The organism is Streptomyces albidoflavus (assembly GCF_000719955.1).
Taxonomy (GTDB): domain Bacteria; phylum Actinomycetota; class Actinomycetes; order Streptomycetales; family Streptomycetaceae; genus Streptomyces; species Streptomyces albidoflavus.
Genome location: NZ_JOII01000005.1, coordinates 183,714 through 209,228, shown reverse-complemented (window position 1 = coordinate 209,228; position 25,515 = coordinate 183,714). Strand labels below are relative to the sequence as shown.

The window sequence follows — 25,515 nt, the reverse complement described above, 5'->3', positions numbered from 1 at the left end:
CGGGGCCGGGTCAGCAGTCCCTGAGCTCCGGGGACTGGTTGAGCAGCTGCCCCCGGATCGAGGTGAAGCGGGCGTGCCGCTCGTCCGAGTCGGAGGAGAGCGGGAAGACCGCCACACGGTGGCAGTTCTGGAATGCCAGGCGGACCCCGAAGTGACGCTGGAGCGCCCCCCGGATGGCGTCGCTGGCCAGGGCGCGCAGCAGCTGGCCGCGGGCCTGCTCGTCCGGCGGTGGCGTCTGGTTGTCGGCGAACTCTCCGCCGTCGACCTTCAGCTGGGCGACGAGCTTGCTGATCATGTCCCATGCGTAGGGCAGGGAGGTCCGGACGCAGTCGACGAAGGCGGCTTCGTCGACCTCGCCTCGCTCGGCCTGTTCCAAGAGGGCCGGTGAGACGTCGAGCGACATGGGTTCTCCTCTCACACCCCCGTCTGACGGGGGCTGACGGACAGGGCTGGAGTTCACGCACACGCAGCGTGCACGCATGGCAACCTCCCGCTGCCACGGTATGCAAGGAGACCGGCGCGCACCAGGAGAATGCGCACACAACCGGCCAGCCTTGAACGGGGCTTCCCGGGCGAATCGCGTCCGGGGCCGCCCGTCGAGTAGCGTTGCCGACCATGCGTCTCGTCATCGCCCGCTGCTCCGTGGACTACGCGGGCAGGCTCACGGCCCACCTTCCCTCCGCCCCTCGCCTGATCCTCGTGAAGGCCGACGGGAGTGTCTCGATCCACGCGGACGACCGGGCGTACAAACCGCTCAACTGGATGTCGCCGCCGTGCACCCTCAAGGAGGGCGAGGACAACGTCTGGACCGTGGTGAACAAGGGCGGGGAGAAGCTCGTCATCACCATGGAGGAGGTCCTGCACGACTCCTCGCATGAACTCGGCGTGGACCCGGGCCTGATCAAGGACGGCGTGGAGGCCCACCTCCAGGAGCTGCTGGCCGACCGGATCGAGACGCTCGGCGAGGGATACACCCTGATCCGGCGCGAGTACCCGACCGCGATCGGCCCCGTCGACATCCTCTGCCGGGACGCCTCCGGCGCGACCGTCGCCGTCGAGATCAAGCGGCGCGGCGAGATCGACGGCGTGGAGCAGCTGACCCGCTATCTGGAACTCCTCAACCGCGACCCGCACCTCGCCCCGGTCCGCGGCGTCTTCGCCGCCCAGGAGATCAAGCCGCAGGCCCGCGTCCTCGCCACCGACCGCGGCATCGGCTGCACGGTCCTGGACTACAACGCCCTGCGCGGCATCGAGGACGACAAGCTGCGCTTGTTTTAAGGCGGCTTTCGCCGCCGGGGCGCAGCAGGTCGTTGTCGAGCCACCTGACGTGCTCACTCGCTTCGCTCCCTGCGCGCGACAGGTGCCTCGACAACGACGCGCCCCTTTGGCTCAAACCGCGGGCATGTCGGGGTGCGGGAATGCCTCGTGAGTGCGGCTCGGGTCGGTCCTTCGGTGCCCTGCACGAATGCGGAACGTAGTCAGAACGCCCCCGGCTTCGCGGCCGGGGGCGTTCTTCCTGTACGGCGGGGTTACGACAAGGTCTGGCTCGTGGACGGCTCGGGGGCCGGGCCGCTGGCCGAGTTGTCGGTGCCGGGTTCCGGGTCCTCGGGGTCGGGGTCCTCGGTGGGCGGGGTCGTGTCGCTGGGCTCCGGGTCCGGGCTGGACGGGGGCGGGGTGGTCGGCGGCTTCGACGAGGTGGGCGGGGTCGTCGGCGGCTTGGTGGTGGGCCGGTCCGAGGGGGAGGTCGTCGGACGGTCGGTGGGCGAGCTGCTGGGCTCGTCCGACTCCGATTCCGAGGGCGAGCCGCTGTCGCCGGGCATCGGGTCGTCGGGGGTGCCGGTGACGCCGTCCTCGCCCGGGTCGGTGCTGGGCTCGGCGGAGTCGGCGGGCCGCTCGGCCTCGGTGCCCTCGTCGCCCTCGTCCTCGGGCGTCGTCTGCTCGGTGGTGACCCGGTCGACGGAGGCGGGCTCCTCGTCGTCGCCGTTGATGGCGCCGAGGGTGACGACCGTGCCGAGGACCGCGACGAGCAGGGCGCCCGCTCCGGCCGCGACCAGGTTGCGCCGGGCGCCGGTGACCGCGGCCCGGCCGGGTCTGCCGTCCTTGGCGGCCGTCGCGGCGGGGCCGCCCACGACGGTCGCCCCGGTGGCCGAGGCGGCCGGCTGGACCCGGGTCACCCCGGCCGCAGGTGTCGTCCGGGGGAACCCGGTGGGCGGGGTGCCCAGACCGTCGCGGCGCGGCAGGACGGGGGGCCCGTCCGTGGGCAGGACGGCGCGGGTCACCGGGACGGTCTCCCCCGCGCGGTCGGCGACCAGCGCGAGGGCCCGGCGGCCGGCGACGGTGCCGCGCTTGTCGGCGAGGGCGCCGCGCAGCGCGACGGCGGCCTCCAGCTCGGCGCGGGCCCGGTCCAGCCGGTCCTGGCAGAGCGCCAGGATGCCCAGCTCGTGGTGGAAGTACGCCTCCTCGGCGACCTCGCCGGAGAGGCGGGCGGCCTCCTGGCCGGAGCGCAGCACCCGCTCCCAGGCGCCCCAGGCGAGCCCCGCGGCGAGGACCGGCGCGACGGTGCGGGCGAGCAGGACGGCGGTGGCCTGGCGGGCCGGGTCCTGGCCGCCGACGAGGGCGGTGAGCGCGGCGAGGACGGCGTCGGACTCGGCGGCGGCCCGCTCGGGGGTGACCGAGGGGTGGCCGGTCCACCAGGTGTAGTGCTGGGCGGCGGTGTGGGCGCGCTCGCCCTCGTCGGCGTACCCCTCGGCGGCGAGCTGCTCGGTGACGCCCGCGGCGAGGCGGTAGCGGTTGCCGACCGGGGTGACCAGGCCGCAGTCGAGGAGTTCGGTGAGGGCGGCGTCGGCGTGGGTGTCGCCCACCAGGGCCGGGAGGTGGGCCTGGTGCGGGACCTCGCCGCCGAGCGCGTAGGCGAAGCCGAGGGTGGCGCGGGCCGCCTCGCTGAGCCGGGAGGCGAGCAGGGCGGCGGGGGCGGCGCCCTCGGCGACGGTGGGCAGCGGCGCCTCGGCAGAGCCCGACTCCTCGCGCAGCAGGTCGCGTTGGTGGAGCAGGGCGCCCGCCTGGACGAACCGCAGCGGCAGCCCCTCGGACTCGAACCAGAGGTCGCCGGCCCAGGAGACCTCGTCGTCGCTGAGGGCGCGGCCGGCGCCCTGGGCGAGCAGGGCCAGCCCGCCGGAGCGGCCGATGCCGTCGAGGACGACCTCCTCGACGCGGGCCTCCTCACCCGGCGCCGGCACCTCGGGGGTGCAGGCGAGCAGGACCGCGCACTCGGGGGTCGCGGCGAGGAAGGAGTCGAGGGCGGCGCCGCCGATCTCGGCGTCGTCGATGAGGACCACGGCCCCGATCTCCCCGGCGAGTTCGGCGAGGAGGGCTGGGCCCGGACGGTGCGCGGGGAGCAGGTGGACGGCGGCGCACAGGGCGTGCAGCAGCTCGTCGGCGGTGCGGTGGTGGCCGTCGAGCCGGACGACGCCGTCGGGGGCGAGCCCCTCGCAGCGGGCGGCGACGGCGTCCAGCAGCACGGTACGGCCGGAGCCGCGGGAGCCGGTGAGGCGGACGGAGCGGCCCCGGGCGAGGAGCTGGACGAGGGTGTCGCGCTCGCGGTCGCGTTCCAGCAGCCGGTGGTGGGTGCGGGGGACGCCGGGCGGGGCGGGCGGCCTGGCCGCGGCGGCGAGCGCGGCGCGGTCGTCGGGGGTGCGGCGGACCGGGGGGCTCGGGTGGCGGCCGGGCGGGCAGACCTCGATCTCGCTGCCGTCGACCGGGTTGACGGTGACGAGGTGGCCGCCGGCGACCAGTTCGGCGGTGCGCACCCGGGGCGGCACGGGCTGGCCGAGGTCGGGTCCCTGCGGCGGACGGGGCCGCCGCTCGACGGCGCCCGGCTGCGGGCCGCCGGGTATGCGGTGCGGGTCGCCGTCGCCCCGCTGGTGCGGGTCCCGGTGGTTCGGGTCCATGGCTGAAGCCCCCATAGCGTCGTGCCGTACCGCGTGCCCGGCCGCCGCCCCGTCCGGCCGGGGGGCGGGTGCCGCAGCCCGGTCCGGAAAGCGTCGGTGCGGCGCGTCGGGTCTCCGCTGCCGCCGGACACGTGGGGCGCCGGGCATGAGGACAGCGGACGGGACCGAACCATAAGCCTTCGGCCAGTATCCAGGACAAGCCGGGGTGGTCCGGGGCCCGGGAGGTCACGGTCTCATGAGGATTGTGCGCTGATCCCTCGGGAACGCCCGGATTGGCCCTCTCCGGTCCCCCGGCGGCCGGCGCCGCTCCCCGCCCGCCGCTCAGGCGCGGGGCAGGGAGTCCAGGCCGATGCCGCCCTCGATGGCGAGGATGCGGTGGAGGCGGGTGGCGACCAGGAGCCGCTGCATCTGCGGCGGTACGGAGCGCAGGACGAGGCGGCGGCCGCAGCGGCCGGCGCGGCGGTGGGCACCCATGATGACGCCGAGCCCGGTGGCGTCCCAGGAGTCGAGGGCGGCCAGGTCGAGGACGAGGTCCCCGGCGCCGTCGTCCACGGCGGAGTGCAGGACCGTCCGGGCGTCCGCCGCGCTGCGGACGTCGAGGCGGCCCCCGACGACCAGCTCGGCATGGTCGCCCCTGATGTACATATGCGCTCCCCGGGTCTGCTGGCGTGGGCTGCGGAGGTGGCGTCCGCGGGCGGCTCGGTCAGGGCCGCCGGTGGCGCCCGGGGTGACGGAGGATCTCGCGGACTCCGGGGAGCCTGGTGGGCCGCCGGAGCCGGGTGCCGCCCCGGGTGGGTCGTGTGGTGTCACTGCGTATGTCACTGCAACTGACTGGCTCATGCACACAGAAGTTGCCGCCTGTAAGCGAACCGATACCGAATTCACCCGTGGGGGTGAGGGTGGTGTGCTGCCGGTGCCGCCCGGGCGGAACTGAGGTGCGACGGTGGCCCGCCCGTACGGACGGCGGTGCGAAGGGTTCCCCCGGGCGCGGGCGCGCTCCCACGCGGGTGCGGACGGGCCCGCACCCCGAGGGGGCGGACCCGGCGCGGAGGTCAGTACGAGTAGAAGCCCTCGCCGCTCTTGCGGCCGAGGTCGCCGGCGTCGACCATGCGGCGCATCAGCTCCGGCGGCGCGAACTTCTCGTCCTGCGACTCGGTGTAGATGTTCTGCGTGGCGTGCAGCAGGATGTCGACGCCGGTCAGGTCCGCGGTGGTGAGCGGCCCCATGGCGTGGCCGAAGCCGAGCTTGCAGGCGAGGTCGATGTCCTCGGCGGTGGCGACGCCCGACTCGTACAGCTTGGCGGCCTCGACGACCAGGGCCGAGATGAGGCGGGTGGTGACGAAGCCGGCCACGTCGCGGTTGACGACGATGCAGGTCTTGCCGGTGGACTCGGCGAACTCCCGGGTCCTGGCGAGGGTTTCGTCGCTGGTCTTGTAGCCCCGGACCAGTTCGCAGAGCTGCATCATCGGGACCGGCGAGAAGAAGTGCGCGCCGACGACCCGCTCCGGCCGCTCGGTGACCGCGGCGATCTTGGTGATCGGGATGGCGGAGGTGTTCGAGGCGAGCACCGTGTCCTCGCGGACCAGCTTGTCGAGGGTGCGGAAGATCTCGTGCTTGACGTCGAGCTGTTCGAAGACGGCCTCGACCACGATGTCGGCGTCGGCGGCGCCTTCCAGGTCGGTCGTGGTGGTGATCCGGCCGAGCGCCGCCTCGGCGTCCTCGGTGGAGAGCTTGCCCTTGGCCACGAACCGGTCGAAGGAGGACTTGATGCCGTCCGTCCCCCGCGTCAGGGCGGCGTCGGTGACGTCGCGCAGGACGACGTCCCAGCCCGCCTGGGCGGAGACCTGAGCGATTCCCGAACCCATGAGTCCGGCTCCGATGACGGCGAGCTTGCGTGCCACGACATCCCCTAACGCACTGTTTGCCTCTGTCTCTTCGGCGGAGAGTAGCGGTCCGGCGGCCCGCGTGGGGCGGTTGGTAACGCGCATCACGTCTCAAGGGGCGGACATCACACGGGCGGGGGCACGGACGCGGGTACGGCGTGGCGCGCGGCGGCGAGGCGGCGTCATTACGCTGGCCGCATGGTCAATCTGACACGCATCTACACGCGCACCGGGGACAAGGGCACCACCGCCCTCGGCGACATGAGCCGCACCGCCAAGACCGATCCGCGCATCGCCGCCTACGCCGACGCCAACGAGGCCAACGCCGCCATCGGCACCGCGCTGGCCCTCGGGAATCTGCCCGAGTCCATCGCCAAGGTCCTGCTCCGCGTCCAGAACGACCTGTTCGACGTGGGCGCCGACCTCTCCACGCCGGTCGTGGAGAACCCGGAGTACCCGCCGCTGCGGGTGGAGCAGTCGTACATCGACAAGCTGGAGGCCGACTGCGACACCTACCTCGAACAGGTCGAGAAGCTGCGGTCGTTCATCCTCCCCGGCGGTACGCCGGGTGCCGCCCTGCTCCACCAGGCGTGCACCGTGGTGCGGCGCGCGGAGCGTTCGACCTGGGCGGCTGCGGAGGTCTTCGGCGACACCATGAACCCGCTCGCCGCGACCTACCTCAACCGCCTCTCCGACCTTTTGTTCATCCTGGCCCGGGTGGCCAACAAGGAGGTCGGCGACGTGCTGTGGGTGCCCGGCGGGGAGCGCTGAGGGGGCGTCCGCTACCGCCCGGCCCGGTGCTCCACCGGACGGACCGCGTCCTTCCCCGCCCCGGCCCCGGCGGCGGCCTCGGGCGGGTTCCCCCCGCCCTCCCCCTTCGGCTTCTTCGGCCACAGCACGTACGAGAGGGCGATGAGGCCGTGGATGAGGACGGCGCGCCCGGCGAACCCCTGCCAGGAGGTGAGGGAGGCGGTGCGCTCGGGGTCGTCGACGTACCAGACGCCGATCTGGAGGAGGGCCGCGGCGAGCCCCGCGCCCGCCACGGTACGCAGCCAGAGCCTGACCTCGTGGCGGGCGCGGGCGGCGCCGAAGCGCGGGGGCTTGACGGGCGGCGGGCCGCCGGCGAGGCGGTGGCGGGCGTGGCCGTCGAGCCAGCGGACGGTGTAGTGGCCGAAGGCGGCGGTGTAGCCGATGTAGACCGCCGCCAGGCCGTGCTTCCAGTCGGGGTCGGCCCCGGCCCGCAGGTCCAGGACGGTGACGACGAGGAGGACGACCTCCAGCAGCGGCTCGCAGAGCAGCAGGGCGGCGCCGGTGCGGGGCATCTTCGCCAGGTAGCGCAGGCCGAGCCCGGCTGCGAGCAGGACCCAGAAGCCCACCTCGCAGATGACGATGAGCGTGACGATCACGGCGTGCTCCCCCTCGGGCTCCGGCGGCCGGGCCGCACGGCGAGGTGGCCCGTTCCGCCTTCCATCCTCGGGCGGGGCCGGGCGCGCGGCGTCGTCGCGGCAGACGATCCGGGGCTGCGCCTTTCGATGTAGCGGCGGACGCGGGGAAGGGGCCCGTGGGTCCGCGCGGACGGCCCGGGCGGCGTGTTGGATGGGAGCATGTTCCGCCTGCCGCCCCGCCCGCCCCGGTTCGACGTGCTGATCGCGCTCTTGGGGCTGCTCGGCGGGCTGCTCCTGTGGGGGCTCGGCCTGCACACCCGGATCGCGGCGCCCACCGTCCCGACCGACAACAGCGCCGCCTGGACGCTGCTGCCGCTGGCGGCGACCGCCGGCGCGGAGCTGCTGCGCCGCAGCTGGACGGGGTGCGGCCTCGCGGTCGGCACGGTCGCCCTCGTCGCCGACCAGTTCACGGTGGGCTCGCTGGCGACCGTGCTCATGTACACCGACCTGGTCTACGCGGCGGCGCTCTACGGCCCGCCCGCCCGGGCCCGGCGGCTGCCCGCCGTGACCGGCCTGGTCACGGTGGCGGTGACGCTGGCCCTGCTGGCCTGGTTCCGGGAGCCGCAGGCCCTTTTGGTCGGCCTGGTGGTCGGCGTGATCTTCTTCGGCCCGGCGACCACGGGCGCGATGCTGCGCAACCACCGCGAGGCCGCGGCGGCGGCCCGGCTGCGCGCCGAGCAGACGGCCCTGCTGGCCGAGATGGACCGGGTCCAGGCGGTCACCGACGAACGGGCGCGGATGGCCCGGGAGTTGCACGACCTGGTCGCGGGCCACCTCTCCGCCATCGCCATCCACTCCACGGCCGCGCTCTCCCTGGACGACGAGGCCACCAGCCGCCGCGCCCTCGGGGTGATCCGGGAGAACAGCGTGGCGGGCCTGGCCGAGATGCGCCGGCTGATCGAGGTGCTGCGCGCCGAGGAGACCGACGCCCCCTCGGTGGCGCCGACCCTGGACGGGCTGGGCACCCTCGTGGAACAGGCCCGCGCCAACGGCCTGGACGTACGGCGTTTCACCCTTCCCCCGGCCGGCCCGCCGCCTCCGGCGCCGGTCGGTCTCGCCGCGTACCGGATCGTGCAGGAGTCGCTGACCAACGCGCTCAAGCACGGTGCCCCGGGCCCCGTCGACGCCGTGCTCGGCCGGGCGGACGGGGCGCTGACGGTGCGGGTGGTCTCGCCGCTCGGGCCCCGGGCGCGACCGGGGCCGCGTGTGCCCGGGTCCGGGGCCGGGCTGGTGGGGATGCGGGAGCGGGCGGAGCTGCTGGGCGGGAGCTTCGCGGCGGGGCCGGTGGCCGGGGCCGGGACGGGCGGGGAGCGGCGGTGGGAGGTCCGGGCGGTGCTGCCGCTCGGGGAGGCGGAGGGCGGCCCGCGAGGGACGGTTTCCGGCCAGGCGGACGACGACGGCCTGGGTGACACGAGGGAGAGGTGAGGCGCGGTGGTGATCCGTGTGGTGGTGGCGGAGGACCAGTCGGCGGTGCGGGCGGGGCTGGTGCTGATCCTGGGCAGCGCGCCGGACATCGAGGTGGCCGGGGAGGCGGCGGACGGGGAGGCGGCGGTGCGGCTCGCCGAGGAGCTGCGTCCGGACGTGGTGCTGATGGATGTGCAGATGCCCCGGCTGGACGGGGTGTCGGCGACCCGCGCGGTGGTGGCGGGCGGCTGGGCCGACGTGCTGGTGCTGACCACCTTCGACCTGGACGAGTACGTCTTCGGGGCGCTGCGGGCGGGCGCCGCCGGTTTCCTGCTGAAGAACACCGACGCCCCGGGGCTGCTGGCGGCGGTGCGGACGGTCGCCGCGGGTGAGGGGCTGATCGCCCCGGCGGTGACGCGGCGGCTGATCGCGGCCTTCGCCACCGGCCGGGCCCCGCGTCCGGCCGGGGCCGAGCCGCCGGAGCTGGCCGCGCTGACCCGGCGGGAGCGGGAGGTGCTCGGCTGCCTGGGCGAGGGGCTGTCCAACGCCCGGATCGCCGAGCGGCTGGAGATGGCGGAGGCGACGGCCAAGACCCATGTGAGCCGGGTCCTGGGCAAGCTCGGACTGCGGAGCCGGGCTCAGGCCGCGCTGCTGGCACAGGAGTTGGGGATCTGACCGTCGGCGAGGCCCCTCACACCCCTGTCACGGGACCGCCGCGCACGCGTCACAACTCCCCCTTGATCCACACCCCTTGACCACTGGTCCAGACCTTTCTACGCTCGGCGCACCCACCCCTCCGCATGCCCGGACCCCCCTTGAGGAGTACGCCTTGAGATCGGCCCACCCCGCGCACGACGGCTCCGGAAGCCGCCCCAGACCCCTGCGACGGCTCCGCAGACGCACCCTCGCCGCCCTCACCGGCCTCGCGATCCCCTTCGCCGGGATGGTCGGCCTCGCCGCCCCCAGCCAGGCCGCCGACGCGCCCAGCGCCTCGTACACCCGGACCCAGGACTGGGGCACCGGCTTCCAGGCCCGGTGGACGGTGCAGAACACCGGTGACACGCCGCTCAGCAACTGGACGCTGGAGTGGGAGTTCCCCGCCGGCACCAAGGTGACCCTGCCGTGGGAGGCGGAGGTCAGCAACGACGGGAACCGCTGGACGGCCAAGAACCGCTCCTGGAACGGCACCCTCGCCCCGGGCGCCTCCACCACCTTCGGCTTCAACGGCACCGGCGACGGCGCCCCGACCGGCTGCAAGCTCAACGGCGTCCCCTGCGAGGGCGCCGAGCAGCCCGAGGACACCCCGCCCACCGCCCCCGGCACCCCGGCGGTCTCCAAGGTCACCAGGAACGCCGCCACGCTCTCCTGGACGGCGGCCACCGACGACAAGGGCGTCAAGGACTACGAGGTGCTGCGCAACGGCACCAGGGTCGCCACGGTCACCGGCCGCACCTTCACCGACCACGGCCTCGCGCCCGGCACCGACTACTCGTACACGGTCCGCGCCCGCGACACCGCCAAGCAGACCGGCCCGTTCAGCGGCGCCGCCAAGGCGCGCACCAAGGGCAAGGCGGCGCCCGCGCCCAAGTCGAAGATCACCATGGGGTACTTCACCGAGTGGGGCATCTACGACAAGAACTACCAGGTCAAGAACTTGGTGACCTCCGGCTCCGCCGAGAAGATCACGCACATCAACTACGCCTTCGGGGACGTCCGGGACGGCAAGTGCGTCGCCGGTGACACCGAGGCGGCGTACGGCAAGGTCTTCACCGCCGACGAGGCCGTGGACGGCGTCGCCGACCGCCCGGACCAGCCGCTGCACGGCAACCTCAACCAGCTGCGCAAGCTGAAGGCCGAGTTCCCGCACATCAAGGTCCTCTGGTCGTTCGGCGGCTGGAGCTGGTCCGGCGGCTTCGGTGAGGCCGTGAAGGACGCGCCCGCTTTCGCCAGGTCCTGCCACGAGCTGATCGAGGACCCGCGCTGGGCCGACGTCTTCGACGGCATCGACCTCGACTGGGAGTACCCGAACGCCTGCGGCGACACCTGCGACGACTCGCCGCCCGAGGCGCTGACCGACATGATGCGGGCGATGCGCGCCGAGTTCGGCACCGACCTGCTGGCGGCGGCCATCGCGGCCGACGCCTCCGAGGGCGGCAAGCTCGACCGGGCCGACTACGCGGACGCCGCCGAGTACGTCGACTGGTACAACGTGATGACCTACGACTACTTCGGCACCTGGGCCGCCCAGGGCCCGACGGCGCCCCACTCGCCGCTCACCGCCTACCCGGGCATCCAGGGCGAGCACAACACCTCCTCGGCCACCATCGCCAAGCTGCGGGGCAAGGGCATCCCGGCGAAGAAACTGCTGCTGGGCATCGGCGCCTACGGCCGCGGCTGGACCGGCGTCACCCAGGACGCCCCCGGCGGCACCGCCACCGGCCCGGCCGCCGGCACCTACGAGGCGGGCAACGAGGAGTACCGGGTGCTGGCCGAGAAGTGCCCGGCCACCGGCACCGCCGGCGGCACCGCGTACGCCAAGTGCGGTGACGACTGGTGGAGTTACGACACTCCCGAGACGGTGACGGGCAAGATGGCCTGGGCGAAGAAGCAGAAGCTCGGCGGTGCCTTCCTCTGGGAGTTCGCCGGCGACGGCGCCAAGGGCGATCTGTTCAGGGCGATGCACGAGGGGCTGCGCTGACCGGCCGGGCACCCACCCGGAACTGACCCTTCCCGCACGGCCGTCCGCCGTGGCACCGGAGCTCCGGTCGCCGCGACGGGCGGCCGTGTCCGCATGTCGCCACCCCCGCGCACCAGGCGCGATCCGGCCGAACTTTCCTTTGGTCCAGACCTCTTGACCTCTGGTCCAGACCTTTTCTACTCTCGCCCCACTGCGGTGGGCACATCGGTCGTCGGTGCTCACGGGCGTCGCAGGGTTCCGCCCCCATACGTCCGGACCTCTTGAGGAGTACGCCTTGAGTACGGTTTCCCCCAGCACCGACGGCGCCCGCAGCCGTCCCAGACCCCTCAGCCGCTTCCGCCGGCGCGCGCTGGCCGCGCTCGTCGGCCTCGCGGTCCCCTTCGCCGGGATGGTCGGCCTCGCCGCCCCCACCCAGGCCGCCGAGGCCGCGGCCGACCCCAGCGCCTCCTACACCAGGACGCAGGACTGGGGCAGCGGCTTCGAGGGCAAGTGGACGGTGAAGAACACCGGCACCGCCCCCCTCAGCGGCTGGACCCTGGAGTGGGACTTCCCCGCCGGCACCAAGGTGACCTCGGCCTGGGACGCCGACGTCACCAACAACGGCGACCACTGGACCGCCAAGAACAAGAGCTGGGCGGGGAGCCTCGCCCCCGGCGCCTCGGTCAGCTTCGGCTTCAACGGCACCGGCCCCGGCACCCCCTCGGGCTGCAAGCTCAACGGCGCCTCCTGCGACGGCGGCAGCGTCCCCGGCGACACCCCGCCCACCGCCCCCGGCACCCCCACCGCCAGTGACCTCACCAAGAACTCGGTGAAGCTCTCCTGGAAGGCGGCCACCGACGACAAGGGCGTCAAGAACTACGACGTCCTGCGCGACGGCGCCAAGGTCGCCACCGTCACCGCCACCACCTTCACCGACCAGAACCTCGCCCCCGGCACCGACTACTCCTACTCGGTCCAGGCCCGCGACACCGCCGACCAGACGGGCCCGGTCAGCGCCCCCGTCAAGGTCACCACCCCCGGCGACGGCACGGGCCCCGGCCCCGGCCCCGGCCCCCGCGAGAAGATCAACCTCGGCTACTTCACCGAGTGGGGCGTCTACGGCCGCAACTACCACGTCAAGAACCTGGTGACCTCCGGCTCCGCCGAGAAGATCACCCACATCAACTACTCCTTCGGCAACGTCCAGGGCGGCAAGTGCACCATCGGTGACAGCTTCGCCGCCTACGACAAGGCGTACACCGCCGCCGAGTCGGTCGACGGCGTCGCCGACACCTGGGACCAGCCGCTGCGCGGCAACTTCAACCAGCTCCGCAAGCTCAAGGCCAAGTACCCGCACATCAAGGTCCTCTGGTCCTTCGGCGGCTGGACCTGGTCCGGCGGCTTCACCGACGCCGTGAAGAACCCGGCCGCCTTCGCCAAGTCCTGCCACGACCTGGTCGAGGACCCGCGCTGGGCCGACGTCTTCGACGGCATCGACCTCGACTGGGAGTACCCCAACGCCTGCGGCCTCAGCTGCGACAGCTCCGGCCCGGCCGCGCTGAAGAACATGGTCCAGGCGATGCGCGCCCAGTTCGGCACCGACCTGGTCACCGCCGCCATCACCGCCGACGCCAGCTCCGGCGGCAAGCTTGACGCCGCCGACTACGCGGGCGCCGCCCAGTACTTCGACTGGTACAACGTGATGACGTACGACTTCTTCGGCGCCTGGGACAAGACCGGCCCGACCGCGCCCCACTCGGCCCTGAACTCCTACAGCGGCATCCCCAAGGCCGACTTCCACTCGGCCGCCGCCATCGCCAAGCTCAAGGCGAAGGGCGTCCCGGCGAGCAAGCTCCTGCTCGGCATCGGCTTCTACGGCCGCGGCTGGACCGGCGTCACCCAGGACGCCCCGGGCGGCACCGCCACCGGCCCGGCCACCGGCACCTACGAGGCGGGCATCGAGGACTACAAGGTCCTCAAGAACACCTGCCCCGCCACCGGCACCGTCGGCGGCACCGCCTACGCCAAGTGCGGCAGCAACTGGTGGAGCTACGACACCCCGGCCACCATCAAGACCAAGATGACCTGGGCCAAGGACCAGGGTCTCGGTGGCGCCTTCTTCTGGGAGTTCAGCGGTGACACAGCGGGCGGCGAACTGGTCGCCGCGATGGACTCCGGCCTCCGCTAGCCCCGGGCCGGCACCCCGCCCGGCCCCCTGAGCACCACCTCCCCCGGACGCCGGGAGGACGGGAACGCCCCCCGTCCTCCCGGCTCTTCACGTGTCCGGGCATGAAAAAAGCCCCTCCCCGCCAGGGAAGGGCCCCACGTTCAGGCCACGTTGACCCGCTGCCCCGGAGGCGCCGCCTCCAGCCAGGCCAGGAAACCGGTGAGGGCGTCCTCGCTCATCGCCAGCTCCAGCCGTACGCCGCGATGGCGGCAGCCGAGCACGAGCGCGTCGGAGAGGAGCGCCAGCTCCTCCTCGCCCTCGGGGGAACGCCGGTCGACCACCTCGATCGCCGAACGCTCCAGCATCCGTTTGGGGCGCGGGGAGTAGGAGAAGACCCGGTACCACTCGACGCGGTCCCCGTTGTAGCGGGCCACCCCGTACTGCCACCCCTTGCCGCTGGTGTCGCCCTTCTCGGGGGCGTCCCAGCGCAGCGAGCAGTCGAACGTGCCGCCCGACCGCTGGATCAGGCGGCGGCGCAGTCCGAAGACCAACAGCCCCAGGGTGACGAGCACGATCACCAGTCCGCAGACAAGCAGAGCGAGGAGCATCGGCACCGACCTCCTCGTCTTCCGTAACGGAACTCGCACTAGCACCTGCATCGCCTCAGCCGCGGCACGCTCCGGAAGGGTCCGGAGGGTGCCGCGGCTGAGGCGCGTCGTCGTCTTCAGCGCGCGGTCAGCGCGACGTCACCGCCCGCAGACGGACGTCGGCGCGGCGATGGGCGGACTCGTCGGCCTCCGCCTTCGCGCGCTCCAGCGCCCGCTCCGCACGCTCGACATCGATCTCACCGGCCAGCTCGGCGATCTCCGCCAGCACCGACAGCTTGTCGTCGGCGAAGGACAGGAAACCACCGTGCACCGCCGCCGCGACGGTCTTGCCGTCGGCGGTGCGGATGGTCACGGGGCCCGATTCCAGCACACCCAGCAGCGGCTGGTGACCGGGCATGATGCCGACGTCGCCGGTGGTCAGACGTGCCACGACCAGGGTGGCCTCGCCGGACCAGACGCTGCGGTCCGCGGCGACCAGCTCGACATGCAGCTCAGCAGCCAAGAGGGGCTCCTCGGGTCACCACCCGGCAGGTCGGCCGGGTGTTGGGACGAATTCTAATGGGCTCCGGAGGAAGGGCGGCGGCCGCCCCGCGAGGGGGGGCCGCGGCCCTCCGTCCGGTCGAGTCGTCGGGCCGGTCACCCGGCCCGCCGGCTTCAGGAGACGCCCAGCTCCTTGGCGTTGGCCTTCAGGTCCTCGATGCCACCGCAGAGGAAGAACGCCTGCTCGGGGAAGTGGTCGTACTCGCCGTCGCAGATCGCGTTGAACGCGGCGATCGACTCGTCGAGCGGCACGTCCGAACCGTCCACGCCGGTGAACTGCTTGGCGACGTGGGTGTTCTGCGAGAGGAAGCGCTCGACACGACGGGCACGCGTGACGACCAGCTTGTCCTCCTCGCCGAGCTCGTCCATACCGAGGATGGCGATGATGTCCTGGAGGTCCTTGTACTTCTGGAGGATCCCCTTGACGCGCATCGCGGCCTCGTAGTGGTCCTTCGCGATGTACCGCGGGTCCAGGATGCGGGACGTCGAGTCCAGCGGGTCCACCGCCGGGTAGATGCCCTTCTCCGAGATCGGGCGCGACAGCACGGTGGTCGCGTCCAGGTGGGCGAAGGTGGTGGCCGGGGCCGGGTCGGTCAGGTCGTCCGCGGGGACGTAGATCGCCTGCATCGAGGTGATCGAGTGACCACGCGTCGAGGTGATGCGCTCCTGGAGGAGGCCCATCTCGTCGGCCAGGTTCGGCTGGTAACCCACCGCGGAAGGCATGCGGCCGAGCAGCGTGGAGACCTCGGAACCGGCCTGCGTGAAGCGGAAGATGTTGTCGATGAAGAACAGCACGTCCTGCTTCTGGACGTCGCGGAAGTACTCGGCCATGGTGAGGCCGGCCAGCGCGACGCGCAGACGGGTGCCCGGGGGCTCGTCCATCTGGCCGAAGACCAGCGCGGTCTTGTCGATGACGCCGGACTCCGCCATCTCCTCGATGAGGTCGTTGCCCTCACGGGTACGCTCACCGACGCCCGCGAACACCGACACACCGTCGTGGTTGTTGGCGACGCGGTAGATCATTTCCTGGATCAGCACGGTCTTGCCGACACCGGCACCACCGAACAGACCGATCTTGCCGCCCTTGACGTACGGGGTCAGCAGGTCGATGACCTTGATGCCGGTCTCGAACATCTCGGTCTTCGACTCGAGCTGGTCGAAGCCCGGCGCCTTGCGGTGGATCGCCCAGCGCTCGCCGATGTTGGCGTTCTCCTCGGGCTTGTTCAGCACCTCGCCGAGGGTGTTGAACACCTTGCCCTTGGTGAAGTCGCCGACCGGGACGGTGATGCCCTCGCCCGTGTCGGTCACCGGGGCCTGGCGGACCAGGCCGTCGGTGGGCTGCATCGAGATGGCGCGGACCAGGCCGTCACCCAGGTGCTGGGCGACCTCGAGGGTCAGCGTCTTGAGCGCGCCCTCCTGAGCCGGGTCGGCGACCTCGACGGTCAGCGCGTTGTAGATCTCCGGCATCGCGTCGACGGGGAACTCCACGTCGACGACCGGGCCGATGACCCGGGCGACGCGGCCCGTGGCAACGGCCGTCTCAACAGTGGTGGTCATTACTTGTCACTCCCCGCGTTCGCGTCGGCCAGCGCACTGGAGCCACCGACGATCTCGCTGATTTCCTGGGTGATTTCGGCCTGGCGGGCCGCGTTGGCAAGGCGGGAGAGCGTGTTGATCAGCTCTCCGGCGTTGTCGGTCGCCGACTTCATCGCGCGGCGCGTGGCGGCGTGCTTGGAGGCAGCCGACTGGAGCAGCGCGTTGTAGATACGGCTCTCGACGTAGCGGGGCAGCAGGGCGTCGAGGACGTCCTCCGCCGACGGCTCGAACTCGAAGAGCGGCTTGGCGTCGCCCTTCGTACCCGACTCCTCCGCGACCTCTTCGAGGGCGAGCGGGAGCAGGCGGTCGTCGATCGGCGTCTGCGTCATCATCGAGACGAACTCGGTGAAGACGATGTGGAGCTCGTCCACACCACCCTCGGCCGTCTCCTTCTCGATGGCGGCGATCAGAGGCGCGGCGACGGCCTTCGCGTCCGCGTAGGTGGGCTCGTCCGTGAAGCCCGTCCACGAGTCCGCCACGGTCCGCTCGCGGAAGGCGTAGTGGGCCATGCCCCGGCGGCCGACGATGTACGTGTCGACCTCCTTGCCCTCCTTCTCCAGCCGGTCCGTGAGCAGCTCCGCCGCCTTGATGGCGCTGGAGTTGAACGCGCCGGCCAGACCGCGGTCGCTGGTGAGCAGCAGCACCGCGGCACGGGTCGGCTTCGCCACCTCACTGGTCAGCGGGTGCTCGGCGCTCGCCCCGGCCGACACGGCGGTCACCGCGCGGGTGAGTTCCGTCGCGTACGGCATGGAGGCGGTCACCTTGCGCTGTGCCTTGATGATGCGCGAGGCGGCGATCATCTCCATCGCCCTGGTGATCTTCTTCGTCGCGGTGACGGACCGGATGCGACGCTTGTAGACCCGGAGCTGCGCTCCCATGAGTCAGGTCCCTTCCGTCGTCACTTGGCCGCGGTCGTCGGAGCGTCCTCGCCAAGAAGCGTGCCGTCCGAGGTCTCGAACTGCTTCTTGAACGCGGCGATGGCGTCACCGACCGCCACGAGGGTGTCGTCCGACATCTTGCCGCCCTCCTTGATGGAGGTCATGAGGCCCTGCTCCTGGCGGTGCAGGTAGTCGAGGAGCTCGCGCTCGAAGCGACGCACGTCGCCGACCGGCACCTCGTCCATCTTGCCGGTGGTACCGGCCCAGACGGAGACGACCTGGTCCTCGGTGGGCATCGGCTGGTACTGGTCCTGCTTGAGCAGTTCCACCAGACGCTGACCACGGGCGAGCTGCTGCTTGGACGCGGCGTCCAGGTCCGAGCCGAAGGTCGCGAAGGCCTCCATCTCGCGGAACTGGGCGAGGTCCAGACGCAGACGGCCGGAGACCTGCTTCATCGCCTTGTGCTGGGCGGAACCACCCACACGGGAGACGGAGATACCGACGTTCAGGGCCGGACGCTGGCCGGCGTTGAACAGGTCGGACTCCAGGAAGCACTGGCCGTCGGTGATGGAGATGACGTTGGTCGGGATGAACGCCGACACGTCGTTCGCCTTGGTCTCGACGATCGGCAGACCGGTCATCGAGCCCGCGCCCATGTCGTCGGAGAGCTTGGCGCAGCGCTCCAGCAGACGGGAGTGGACGTAGAAGACGTCACCGGGGTACGCCTCGCGGCCCGGCGGGCGGCGCAGCAGCAGGGAGACGGCGCGGTAGGCGTCGGCCTGCTTCGAGAGGTCGTCGAAGATGATGAGGACGTGCTTGCCCTCGTACATCCACTGCTGGCCGATGGCCGAACCGGTGTACGGCGCGAGGTACTTGAAGCCGGCCGGGTCGGACGCCGGGGCGGCGACGATGGTCGTGTACTCCAGCGCGCCGGCCTCTTCGAGGGCGCCACGCACGGAGGCGATGGTCGAGCCCTTCTGACCGATGGCGACGTAGATGCAGCGGACCTGCTTGTTCACGTCGCCCGAGCGCCAGTTCTCGCGCTGGTTGATGATCGTGTCGACGGCCAGCGCGGTCTTGCCGGTCTGCCGGTCACCGATGATCAGCTGACGCTGACCACGGCCGATCGGCGTCATGGCGTCGACGGCCTTGTAGCCGGTCTCCATCGGCTCGTGCACCGACTTGCGCTGCATGACCGTGGGGGCCTGCAGCTCGAGGGCGCGGCGACCGGTGGACTCGATCTCGCCGAGGCCGTCGATCGGCTGCCCGAGCGGGTCGACCACGCGGCCGAGGTAACCCTCGCCCACGGGCACGGAGAGGACCTCACCGGTACGGGTGACCGGCTGCCCCTCCTCGACACCGCTGAACTCGCCGAGGACGATGGCACCGATCTCGCGCTCCTCGAGGTTGAGGGCGAGACCGAGGGTGCCGTCCTCGAACTTGAGCAGCTCGTTGGCCATGGCCGAGGGAAGACCCTCCACCTTGGCGATACCGTCGCCGGCGACGGTGACCGTACCGACCTCCTCGCGCGAGGCCGCGTCCGGCTTGTACGCCTGGACAAAGTTCTCCAGCGCGTCCCGGATCTCCTCCGGCCGGATCGTGAGCTCCGCCATCTGGGTTCCCTGCTCTCCTTGTTGGGCCCGAAGTTCTTAGGGGGATCTGGGGGCTCCCCCAGAAACTCTGCATCTCTGCACGGCCCAACTCGGGCCGTTGATCTTGCTTCTGTTCTTGACCGGGTACGTCCGGCGTCAGCCGGCCATCCGCCGGCTCGCCTCGTCGATGCGGTCCGCGACGGAGCCGTTGATGACCTCGTCGCCGACGTGGACCTTGATGCCGCCGATGACGGCCGGGTCCACCTCCAGGTTGAGGTGCATCGGGCGGCCGTAGAGCTTCGCCAGGGACGCGCCCAGGCGCTGCTTCTGCGGCTCGCTCAGCGGCACCGCGGAGACCACCGTGGCGACCATCCGCCCGCGACGCGCGGCAGCCAGCTTGGACAGGGACTCCAGTCCCTCTTCCAGGCTACGGCCACGCGGCCGGGTGACGAGCCGGGTGATCAGCCGGAGGGTGACCTTGTCGGCACGGGTGCCGAGAAGGGAGTCCAGCAGCCCGGCCTTGGCGGCCTCCGAGGCGGCGGTGTCGGTGAGGGCGGCGCGCAGCGCGCTGTCGGAGGAGACGATCCGGGAGAACCGGAACACCTCGTCCTCGACGCTGTCGAGCGCGCCCCGGCGCTGGGCCTCGGTGAGGTCCGCGTCGGCGGCCAGCTCCTCCAGGGCGTCCACCAGGTCGCGCGAACGCGACCAGCGGGTACGCACCATGCCGGCCACCAGGTCGGCGGTGGTGCCGCTGACCTGGCCACCGAGGAGGCGCTCGACGAGCTGGGCCTTGGCCTCGCCCTCCTGCGCCGGGTCGGTGAGAACCCGGCGCAGCGAGACCTCACGGTGGAGCAGCGCGGTGACGTCGGCCAGCTCGGCCGCGAGCGAGCCGGCGTCGACGGACGTGTGGTCCGTCAGCGCGTCGAGACGCTCACGTGCGGCAGCCAGTGCCTCTCGGCTCGCTCCGTTCATCGCGTGGCCTCGGCCTTCGTCGCGGCGTCGTCCAGTCCGTCGAGGAACCGGTCGATGGTGCGGCTCTGGCGGGCGTGCTCCTCCAGCGACTCACCGACGATCTTGCTGGCGAGCTCGGTGGCGAGCTGACCCACGTCCTGCCGCAGCGACTGCGCGGCAGCCTTGCGGTCGGCCTCGATCTGGGCGTGGCCGGCGGCGATGATCTCCTCGCGCTGGCGCTGGCCTTCCGCGCGCATCTCGGCGATGAGCGTGGCGCCCTGCTCCTGCGCCTCGGAGCGCAGCCGTGCCGCCTCGTGACGGGCCTCGGCGAGCTGGGCCTTGTACTGCTCCAGCACACTCTGGGCCTCGACCTGAGCCGCCTCGGCCTCCTCGATGCCACCGACGATCTTGTCGTGACGCTCGTCCAGGACCTTGTTGATGCTCGGGAGGAGCTTCTTGGCGAAGACGAAGAAGATGATGGCGAAGCAGAGCAGGCCGATGACGACCTCGGGCCAGACCGGGAGCAGAGGGTTCTGCGGTTCCTCGGCAGCCAGGTACATCATGTGTGGACCTTTCTGTCTTGATCGGGCTTAGGACCGAACCGCCACTTAGCTGAGGATGAACGGAACGACGAAGCCGATGAGGGCGAGGGCCTCGACGACCGCGAAGCCGAGCAGCATGTTCTGACGGATCAGGCCGGCGGCCTCGGGCTGGCGGGCCATGGCCTGCACGCCGTTGCCGAAGATGATGCCGACGCCGACGCCCGGGCCGATCGCGGCGAGGCCGTAGCCGATGGTGCCGATGTTGCCGGTGACGGCCGCGAGGGTCTCAAAAGCAGCAGACATGTCCGTGGTTCCTTCTCTTAATGGGCCGGTGGGAGGTCTTTTCCACCGGGCGTCTTAGGGGTGGTGGAGGTGGCTTCGGTCGCTCAGTGCGCTTCTTCGAGCGCCTGGGACAGGTAGGTCGCGGTCAGCACGGTGAACACGTAGGCCTGAAGCGCCTGGATGAACATCTCGAAGACGGTCAGGACCAGGGTCAGCGCGAACGACGCGGTGGCGTAGACCGTGCCGAGCAGGGTACCGAGCATGTACCACGTGGCGATCGTGAAGATCAGGATCAGGATGTGACCCGCGAACATGTTCGCGAAGAGCCGGACCGCCAGGGTGAAGGGACGCACGAAGATGTTCGACACGAACTCGATCGGCGTCAGGATGACGTAGATCGGCTTCGGCAGGCCGCTCGGCACGCACAGGTTGCGGATGCCGCCGACGAAGCCGTTCGTCTTGAAGGTCACCGTCATGTAGACGATCCACACCATGAGGGCGAGGCCGACCGGGAAGGCGATGACGGAGTTGACCGGGAACTGCGCCAGCGGGATCAGCGCCCACAGGTTCAGAATCCAGACGAAGAAGAAAAGAGAGACCAGGAAGGGGACGAAGGGCTCGCCCTTCTTGCCGATCGTCTCCCGGGCGATGCCGTTCCGGACGAAGTCGTAGAGGATCTCCGCGACCATCTGGAACTTGCCCGGCACCAGCTTCGGCTTCGAGAACGCGGCCCAGAAGAAGGCGAGGATGACCACCGTGCCGATCAGGGCCAGCAGCATCGGCTTGTTGAAGTCGACCGGGCCGACGCTGAAGATCGGGTCGAACAAGAACGACCACACGCTCGGAGCCGGGAAACCGCAATCCTTGAAGAGGTGGCAGTCGGTCTCGAAGGCGAGCAACTGGTCACTACTCACCGCGAGCTCCTTCGATATGACGCATAGGTACGGCTTCCTCGATGTGTCGGCGTGGGACAGGACCACATGGCGGCACTGGACTGGGTGTCGCGGGAGGACGGAGCGTCCGGCGTGACGGCACTGGGCCCCGAAAAGACGTGGGCTGAATCAGGTGTCGTCCCGCACAACACCCGCTGCTCCGCACGAATCGCTCTCGGCGACGGACGATAGCAGCCTTCGGGTGCGGACTTTATCCGGCCCCTACTTATCGGGGCCGGCTCCGACGTCCCCATCAGCGACGCTCCGGACCGACCGGTTCGTCCTCTGATTCGGGTTCGACGTACAGGGTCTTGACGCGGGTGTGCATCCACGCCTGTCCGGCGATCCACACGAGCACGCAGGCGAGCATCGTGAGGCCGAACACCCGTCCGTCCATGAACGTCGCGTCGCGGAAGACCGCGAGCAGGATCGCCATGACCAGGATCTGGGTCGTGTAGACCAGCAGCCCGGCAGCCATGAAGAGCTCCGACCACCGCCGTCCGATCACGCTCATGGCCTTCAGCCCCGCGCCGAAGAAGGCGAGGGTGAGGGCGGTTCCGACGGCGCCTCCGATGGCACCCTGCGACCCCACCGTGATGCCGCCGATCAGGGTACCGATGAGGCCGGCACCGAGTGACGGGATCGCGGCGCCGCGCAGAATTCGGGCGTCGTTCGACAGCATGAGTGGATCTCCAGCAGGTGACAGAGAGAGACGGACCTGAGGGCGTACCGAGCGTAGACGGAGCGCTGAGCACCCCGGACCCGACCCGTCGCTTGCGGGCCGCTCACCCTCAAGGTCGAGCTCTCGTGAACGGTATCACAAGCTTTTTGATGAGTCCTTTACTCGGCAGGTGTGCCACCTGTCACACGTGAGGGGTAACCCGCGCGTATGTGCGCGACGCGTGGCACATTGCCTGGTAATGCGCATTTTGCGCCGCCGGGTACCCGGAACGCGGTCGCGCGGGGACCCGTGGCGGGGATGGCTCCCCGGAGGTCACGAGCGGGTGCTGGTGGCCTTCTCGCGCTCGCCGCCGCCCCGTCCGCCGAAGCGTGAGCGCTCCCCGACGGCGGTCGCTCCGTTGGCCCCCGAGACACCCACGGTGACCCTCGCCGGCGGTTCGGTGCCCTCCGCACCGGCCTCGCCCTCGGTGACGACGCCCTCCTGACGCGGCCCCGCCGAGACCCGGCGCCGGTAGCGCGGCGGCACGAACGCCTCCGCCCAGCGCGGCGCACGCGGCGTGAACCGCGGCAGGAGCAGCAGGACCAGGCCCACCGCGCTCAGCGCGGCCACGCCCAGCGCCACCCACATCGACGCCTCGTTGACCGAGTAGGCGAGCGCCCCGAAGGCGATCAGCGCCGACCAAAAGTACATGATCAGCACGGCCCGGCTGTGCGAGTGGCCGATCTCCAGCAGCCGGTGGTGCAGGTGCCCCCGGTCGGCGGCGAACGGCGACTGGCCCCGCCAGGTGCGCCGCACCACGGCCAGCACCAGGTCGGCCGCGGGCACCGCGATGATGGTCAGCGGCAGCAGCAGCGGCATGTAGACGGGCACCGTCTGGTGCACCGCGGCCTTCTCCGAACCGGCGAACAGCCCCATGGCGTCCGGGTCGACCTGGCCGGTGATGGAGATGGCGCCGGCCGCGAGCACCAGGCCGATCAGCATCGAGCCCGAGTCGCCCATGAAGATCCGCGCGGGGTGCATGTTGTGCGGCAGGAAGCCCAGGCACATACCCATCAGCAGCGCCGCGAAGAGCGCGGCGGGGGCGGCGGCCTCCAGCCCGTAGCCGTACCAGATGCGGTAGGCGTGCATGAAGAACGCGGTGGCGGCGATGCAGACCATGCCGGCGGCGAGGCCGTCGAGGCCGTCGACGAAGTTGACCGCGTTGATGGTGATGAGGACCAGGGCGATGGTCAGCAGATTCCCCTGCCAGCTGGTCAGCAGCACCTGCCCGACTCCGGGCACCGGCAGCCACAGCATGGTGAGGCCCTGCATCACCATCACCCCGGCGGCGATGAGCTGGCCGCCCAGCTTGACCAGGGCGTCGATCTCGAACTTGTCGTCGAGGACACCGATCAGCCAGATCAGGGCGGCGCCCGAGAGCAGTGCGCGCGGCTCGTTGGAGTCGAACACCTCGCCCAGGTTGGTCAGATGATCCGCGACCAGCAGCCCGGCGCACAGTCCGAAGAACATCGCGATCCCACCGAGCCGCGGAGTGGGCTCCCGGTGGACGTCACGGGCCCTGATCTCCGGCATGGCACCGGCCACGATCGCGAATTTCCGTACCGGCCCTGTCAACAGATACGTCACCGCAGCCGTGATGCAGAGCGTCAGCAGGTATTCACGCACGGGCTTCCCCACAAGTATCGCTGGCCATCCAGGCCCACACCCTAGCTTCGGGTGCATGCCCGCCGAGACTTTCGGGTAGCGACGAAGTTTGCCCGCTGCCGGTTCCCGGTCGTTCCGTTCCACGCCTCCGCGCGCCTCGTCCCCGGTACGCCCGTTGACGCCCTGCGCCCGGCTCCACCTGGCCGCCTACCCCCGTTCTCGGGGAAGGCGACCCGTACGAGGGGCCCGTCCGGCCCTGGCGGCGCCCTCAGGCCCCGTCCCGGCCGCTCTCGCGGCCCCTCAGCCCGTCGGCCGGCCCACCCCGGTCAGCGCCGTCAGCACCGGCTCCAGGGCCACCTGGATCTCCTCGCCCACCGCCTGGAAGAACGGCATGGGCGCCCCGTACGGATCGAGCACCTCGTCGGCCTCCACCGAGGGCGCCAGCAGCCAGCCGCGGAGCGCCGCGGCCGCCTGGACCAGGGCCCGCGCACGGCCCACCACACCGCCCTCCAGCGGATCGGGCAGGGTGGCCGGGTCTATCGCCCGCACCAGCCGCGTGAACTCCTTCAGGGTGAAGGTGCGCAGCCCCGCCGAGTGGCCCATCGAGATGACCTGCGCCCGGTGGTCCCGGGTCGCGGTGAGCACCAGATCCGCCCGGATGACGTGCTCGTCCAGCAGCTCCCGGCCCCGGAAACCGGCCGCGTCCGCGCCGAGCGAGGCGAGCACCGCCTCGGCGTTGGCCTCCATCGGGGCACCCTCGTGGCCCCAGGTGCCCGCGCTCTCCACGATGACCCCGCCGACACCGCTCTCGGTGCCCCCGGCGAGCCCCGTCAGCCCCAGCCGGTCCGCCAGGGCATGCCGCGTCAGCCGCTCGGTGATCGGCGAGCGGCACACGTTGCCGGTGCTGACGTGGAGGATGCGGAAGGTCCCGCCGGGCGGCTGCGCCGCTATGCCACGCCCCTCAGGGACGATCAAGAGGCCACCTCGAGATCGGGGACCACCTTGCGCAGCTCGTCCGCGTCGATCGCGCCGGCCCGCAGCAGCACCGGCACGGAGCCGGTCACGTCCACGATCGACGAGGGGACGATGCCCGGCGTCGGGCCGCCGTCCAGGTAGACCGAGATGGCGTCGCCCAGCATGTTGCGGGCCGCCTCACAGGTCTCCGGCGACGGGTGGCCGGTCAGGTTGGCGCTGGAGACGGCCATCGGGCCGGTCTCGGTCAGCAGCTCGATGGCGACCGGGTGCAGCGGCATCCGCACCGCCACCGTGCCCCGGGTGTCGCCCAGGTTCCACTGGAGCGAGGGCTGGTGGCGCGCCACCAGCGTCAGGGCGCCCGGCCAGAAGGCGTCGACCAGGTCCCAGGCGGTCTCCGAGAAGTCGGTCACCAGGCCGTGCAGGGTGTTCGGCGAACCGATCAGCACCGGCGAGGGCATGTTCCGCCCGCGCCCCTTCGCCGTCAGCAGGTCCCCGACCGCCTCCGGGCTGAACGCGTCGGCCCCGACGCCGTACACCGTGTCCGTCGGCAGGACGACGAGCTCCCCGCGACGCACCGCCGAAGCGGCCTCCCGCAGCCCGGTGACCCGGTCGGTGGCGTCGTTGGTGTCATATCGGCGTGCCATGGCTCAGCGCTCCCTCTTGATGGTCGTTCGTTCGCCTCCGGGGCGCCTGAGTCGTTGTCGAGACGCCCCTTCGGCTCACTCTCTCCTGGGGCTTCGCCCCGGGTGGTCGCGGTGGGCGCCGGTCGT

24 protein-coding genes are annotated in these 25,515 nt (G+C 71.6%); 6 read left to right on the top strand and 18 right to left on the bottom strand.

Going from position 1 to position 25,515, the window contains the following annotated elements; all coding sequences use genetic code 11:
* Window positions 1-10: 10 nt before the first annotated feature.
* Window positions 11-403: an SCO5389 family protein gene (locus IF45_RS0107515; RefSeq protein WP_003950896.1), complete on the bottom strand. Its 393-nt coding sequence runs from the start codon at window positions 401-403 to the stop codon at window positions 11-13.
* Between the two features lie 212 nt (window positions 404-615).
* Here IF45_RS0107515 and nucS point away from each other — a divergent pair, with 212 nt between their 5' ends.
* Window positions 616-1,278 carry an endonuclease NucS gene (nucS, locus tag IF45_RS0107510; RefSeq protein ID WP_003950895.1) on the top strand — a complete coding sequence of 221 codons (663 nt, stop codon included), beginning with the start codon at window positions 616-618 and terminating at the stop codon, window positions 1,276-1,278.
* A 251-nt stretch (window positions 1,279-1,529) separates the two neighbouring features.
* On the opposite strand, the gene IF45_RS0107505 is transcribed toward nucS, so the two are convergent.
* The 3 genes from IF45_RS0107505 to IF45_RS0107495 form a co-directional block, all read right to left on the bottom strand.
* Window positions 1,530-3,947, bottom strand: coding sequence for a P-loop NTPase family protein (locus tag IF45_RS0107505; protein ID WP_030306362.1), 2,418 nt, complete (start codon window positions 3,945-3,947; stop codon window positions 1,530-1,532).
* 321 nt (window positions 3,948-4,268) lie between these two features.
* Window positions 4,269-4,592: an STAS domain-containing protein gene (locus IF45_RS0107500; protein WP_003950893.1), complete on the bottom strand. Its 324-nt coding sequence runs from the start codon at window positions 4,590-4,592 to the stop codon at window positions 4,269-4,271.
* Between the two features lie 407 nt (window positions 4,593-4,999).
* Complete coding sequence (locus IF45_RS0107495; protein WP_030306360.1) at window positions 5,000-5,848, bottom strand: 3-hydroxyacyl-CoA dehydrogenase family protein; 849 nt, start codon at window positions 5,846-5,848, stop codon at window positions 5,000-5,002.
* A gap of 180 nt (window positions 5,849-6,028) precedes the next feature.
* Between IF45_RS0107495 and IF45_RS0107490 the strand changes: the two genes are divergently transcribed.
* Window positions 6,029-6,601, top strand: a complete 573-nt coding sequence (locus IF45_RS0107490; protein ID WP_030306358.1) for a cob(I)yrinic acid a,c-diamide adenosyltransferase — start codon at window positions 6,029-6,031, stop codon at window positions 6,599-6,601.
* Window positions 6,602-6,612: 11 nt separating this feature from the next.
* Here the strand turns inward: IF45_RS0107490 and IF45_RS0107485 are convergent, their stop codons facing one another.
* Window positions 6,613-7,236 (bottom strand): hypothetical protein, encoded by a 624-nt coding sequence (locus IF45_RS0107485; RefSeq protein WP_030306356.1) that lies wholly within the window; start codon window positions 7,234-7,236, stop codon window positions 6,613-6,615.
* Between the two features lie 198 nt (window positions 7,237-7,434).
* On the opposite strand from IF45_RS0107485, the gene IF45_RS0107480 reads away from it, so the two are divergent.
* The 4 genes from IF45_RS0107480 (at window position 7,435) to IF45_RS0107465 (ending at window position 13,544) form a co-directional block, all read left to right on the top strand.
* Entirely contained in the window at window positions 7,435-8,700 is a 1,266-nt protein-coding gene (locus tag IF45_RS0107480; RefSeq protein ID WP_030306354.1) for a sensor histidine kinase, read from the top strand.
* A 6-nt stretch (window positions 8,701-8,706) separates the two neighbouring features.
* Window positions 8,707-9,354 carry a response regulator gene (locus IF45_RS0107475; RefSeq protein WP_008409330.1) on the top strand — a complete coding sequence of 216 codons (648 nt, stop codon included), beginning with the start codon at window positions 8,707-8,709 and terminating at the stop codon, window positions 9,352-9,354.
* A 154-nt stretch (window positions 9,355-9,508) separates the two neighbouring features.
* Window positions 9,509-11,377: a glycosyl hydrolase family 18 protein gene (locus IF45_RS0107470; protein ID WP_030306352.1), complete on the top strand. Its 1,869-nt coding sequence runs from the start codon at window positions 9,509-9,511 to the stop codon at window positions 11,375-11,377.
* 274 nt (window positions 11,378-11,651) lie between these two features.
* Window positions 11,652-13,544, top strand: a complete 1,893-nt coding sequence (locus IF45_RS0107465) for a glycoside hydrolase family 18 chitinase (RefSeq protein ID WP_030306350.1) — start codon at window positions 11,652-11,654, stop codon at window positions 13,542-13,544.
* A gap of 140 nt (window positions 13,545-13,684) precedes the next feature.
* Here the strand turns inward: IF45_RS0107465 and IF45_RS0107460 are convergent, their stop codons facing one another.
* The 13 genes from IF45_RS0107460 to IF45_RS0107400 all read right to left on the bottom strand — a co-directional run bounded on the left by IF45_RS0107460 (window position 13,685) and on the right by IF45_RS0107400 (window position 25,389).
* Window positions 13,685-14,131: a DUF2550 domain-containing protein gene (locus IF45_RS0107460; protein ID WP_003950885.1), complete on the bottom strand. Its 447-nt coding sequence runs from the start codon at window positions 14,129-14,131 to the stop codon at window positions 13,685-13,687.
* 127 nt (window positions 14,132-14,258) lie between these two features.
* Window positions 14,259-14,633, bottom strand: coding sequence for a F0F1 ATP synthase subunit epsilon (locus IF45_RS0107455; protein WP_003950884.1), 375 nt, complete (start codon window positions 14,631-14,633; stop codon window positions 14,259-14,261).
* Between the two features lie 152 nt (window positions 14,634-14,785).
* Window positions 14,786-16,228 carry a F0F1 ATP synthase subunit beta gene (gene atpD, locus IF45_RS0107450; protein ID WP_003950883.1) on the bottom strand — a complete coding sequence of 481 codons (1,443 nt, stop codon included), beginning with the start codon at window positions 16,226-16,228 and terminating at the stop codon, window positions 14,786-14,788.
* Window positions 16,228-17,145, bottom strand: coding sequence for a F0F1 ATP synthase subunit gamma (locus tag IF45_RS0107445; protein WP_003950882.1), 918 nt, complete (start codon window positions 17,143-17,145; stop codon window positions 16,228-16,230). The genes atpD and IF45_RS0107445 overlap by 1 nt, the downstream gene beginning before the upstream one ends.
* A gap of 20 nt (window positions 17,146-17,165) precedes the next feature.
* Entirely contained in the window at window positions 17,166-18,758 is a 1,593-nt protein-coding gene (gene atpA, locus IF45_RS0107440) for a F0F1 ATP synthase subunit alpha (protein WP_003950881.1), read from the bottom strand.
* 135 nt (window positions 18,759-18,893) lie between these two features.
* A complete protein-coding gene (locus IF45_RS0107435) occupies window positions 18,894-19,709 on the bottom strand; it encodes a F0F1 ATP synthase subunit delta (protein ID WP_003950880.1) in 816 nt (271 codons plus the stop codon).
* Window positions 19,706-20,251: a F0F1 ATP synthase subunit B gene (locus IF45_RS0107430; protein ID WP_030306347.1), complete on the bottom strand. Its 546-nt coding sequence runs from the start codon at window positions 20,249-20,251 to the stop codon at window positions 19,706-19,708. The genes IF45_RS0107435 and IF45_RS0107430 overlap by 4 nt, the downstream gene beginning before the upstream one ends.
* Before the next feature lie 45 nt (window positions 20,252-20,296).
* Window positions 20,297-20,533, bottom strand: a complete 237-nt coding sequence (gene atpE / locus IF45_RS0107425) for an ATP synthase F0 subunit C (RefSeq protein ID WP_003950878.1) — start codon at window positions 20,531-20,533, stop codon at window positions 20,297-20,299.
* Window positions 20,534-20,616: 83 nt separating this feature from the next.
* Window positions 20,617-21,444, bottom strand: coding sequence for a F0F1 ATP synthase subunit A (atpB, locus tag IF45_RS0107420; RefSeq protein WP_026235361.1), 828 nt, complete (start codon window positions 21,442-21,444; stop codon window positions 20,617-20,619).
* A 253-nt stretch (window positions 21,445-21,697) separates the two neighbouring features.
* On the bottom strand, window positions 21,698-22,126 hold the full coding sequence (locus IF45_RS0107415; protein ID WP_003950875.1) for a Cg1360 family ATP-synthase-associated protein: 429 nt from the start codon (window positions 22,124-22,126) through the stop codon (window positions 21,698-21,700).
* 312 nt (window positions 22,127-22,438) lie between these two features.
* Complete coding sequence (locus IF45_RS0107410; RefSeq protein ID WP_008409326.1) at window positions 22,439-23,791, bottom strand: MraY family glycosyltransferase; 1,353 nt, start codon at window positions 23,789-23,791, stop codon at window positions 22,439-22,441.
* A 279-nt stretch (window positions 23,792-24,070) separates the two neighbouring features.
* Window positions 24,071-24,745, bottom strand: coding sequence for an arsenate reductase/protein-tyrosine-phosphatase family protein (locus tag IF45_RS0107405; RefSeq protein ID WP_008409325.1), 675 nt, complete (start codon window positions 24,743-24,745; stop codon window positions 24,071-24,073).
* Complete coding sequence (locus IF45_RS0107400; RefSeq protein WP_003950872.1) at window positions 24,742-25,389, bottom strand: L-threonylcarbamoyladenylate synthase; 648 nt, start codon at window positions 25,387-25,389, stop codon at window positions 24,742-24,744. Before IF45_RS0107400 ends, IF45_RS0107405 begins: the two co-directional genes overlap by 4 nt.
* Window positions 25,390-25,515: the final 126 nt, after the last annotated feature.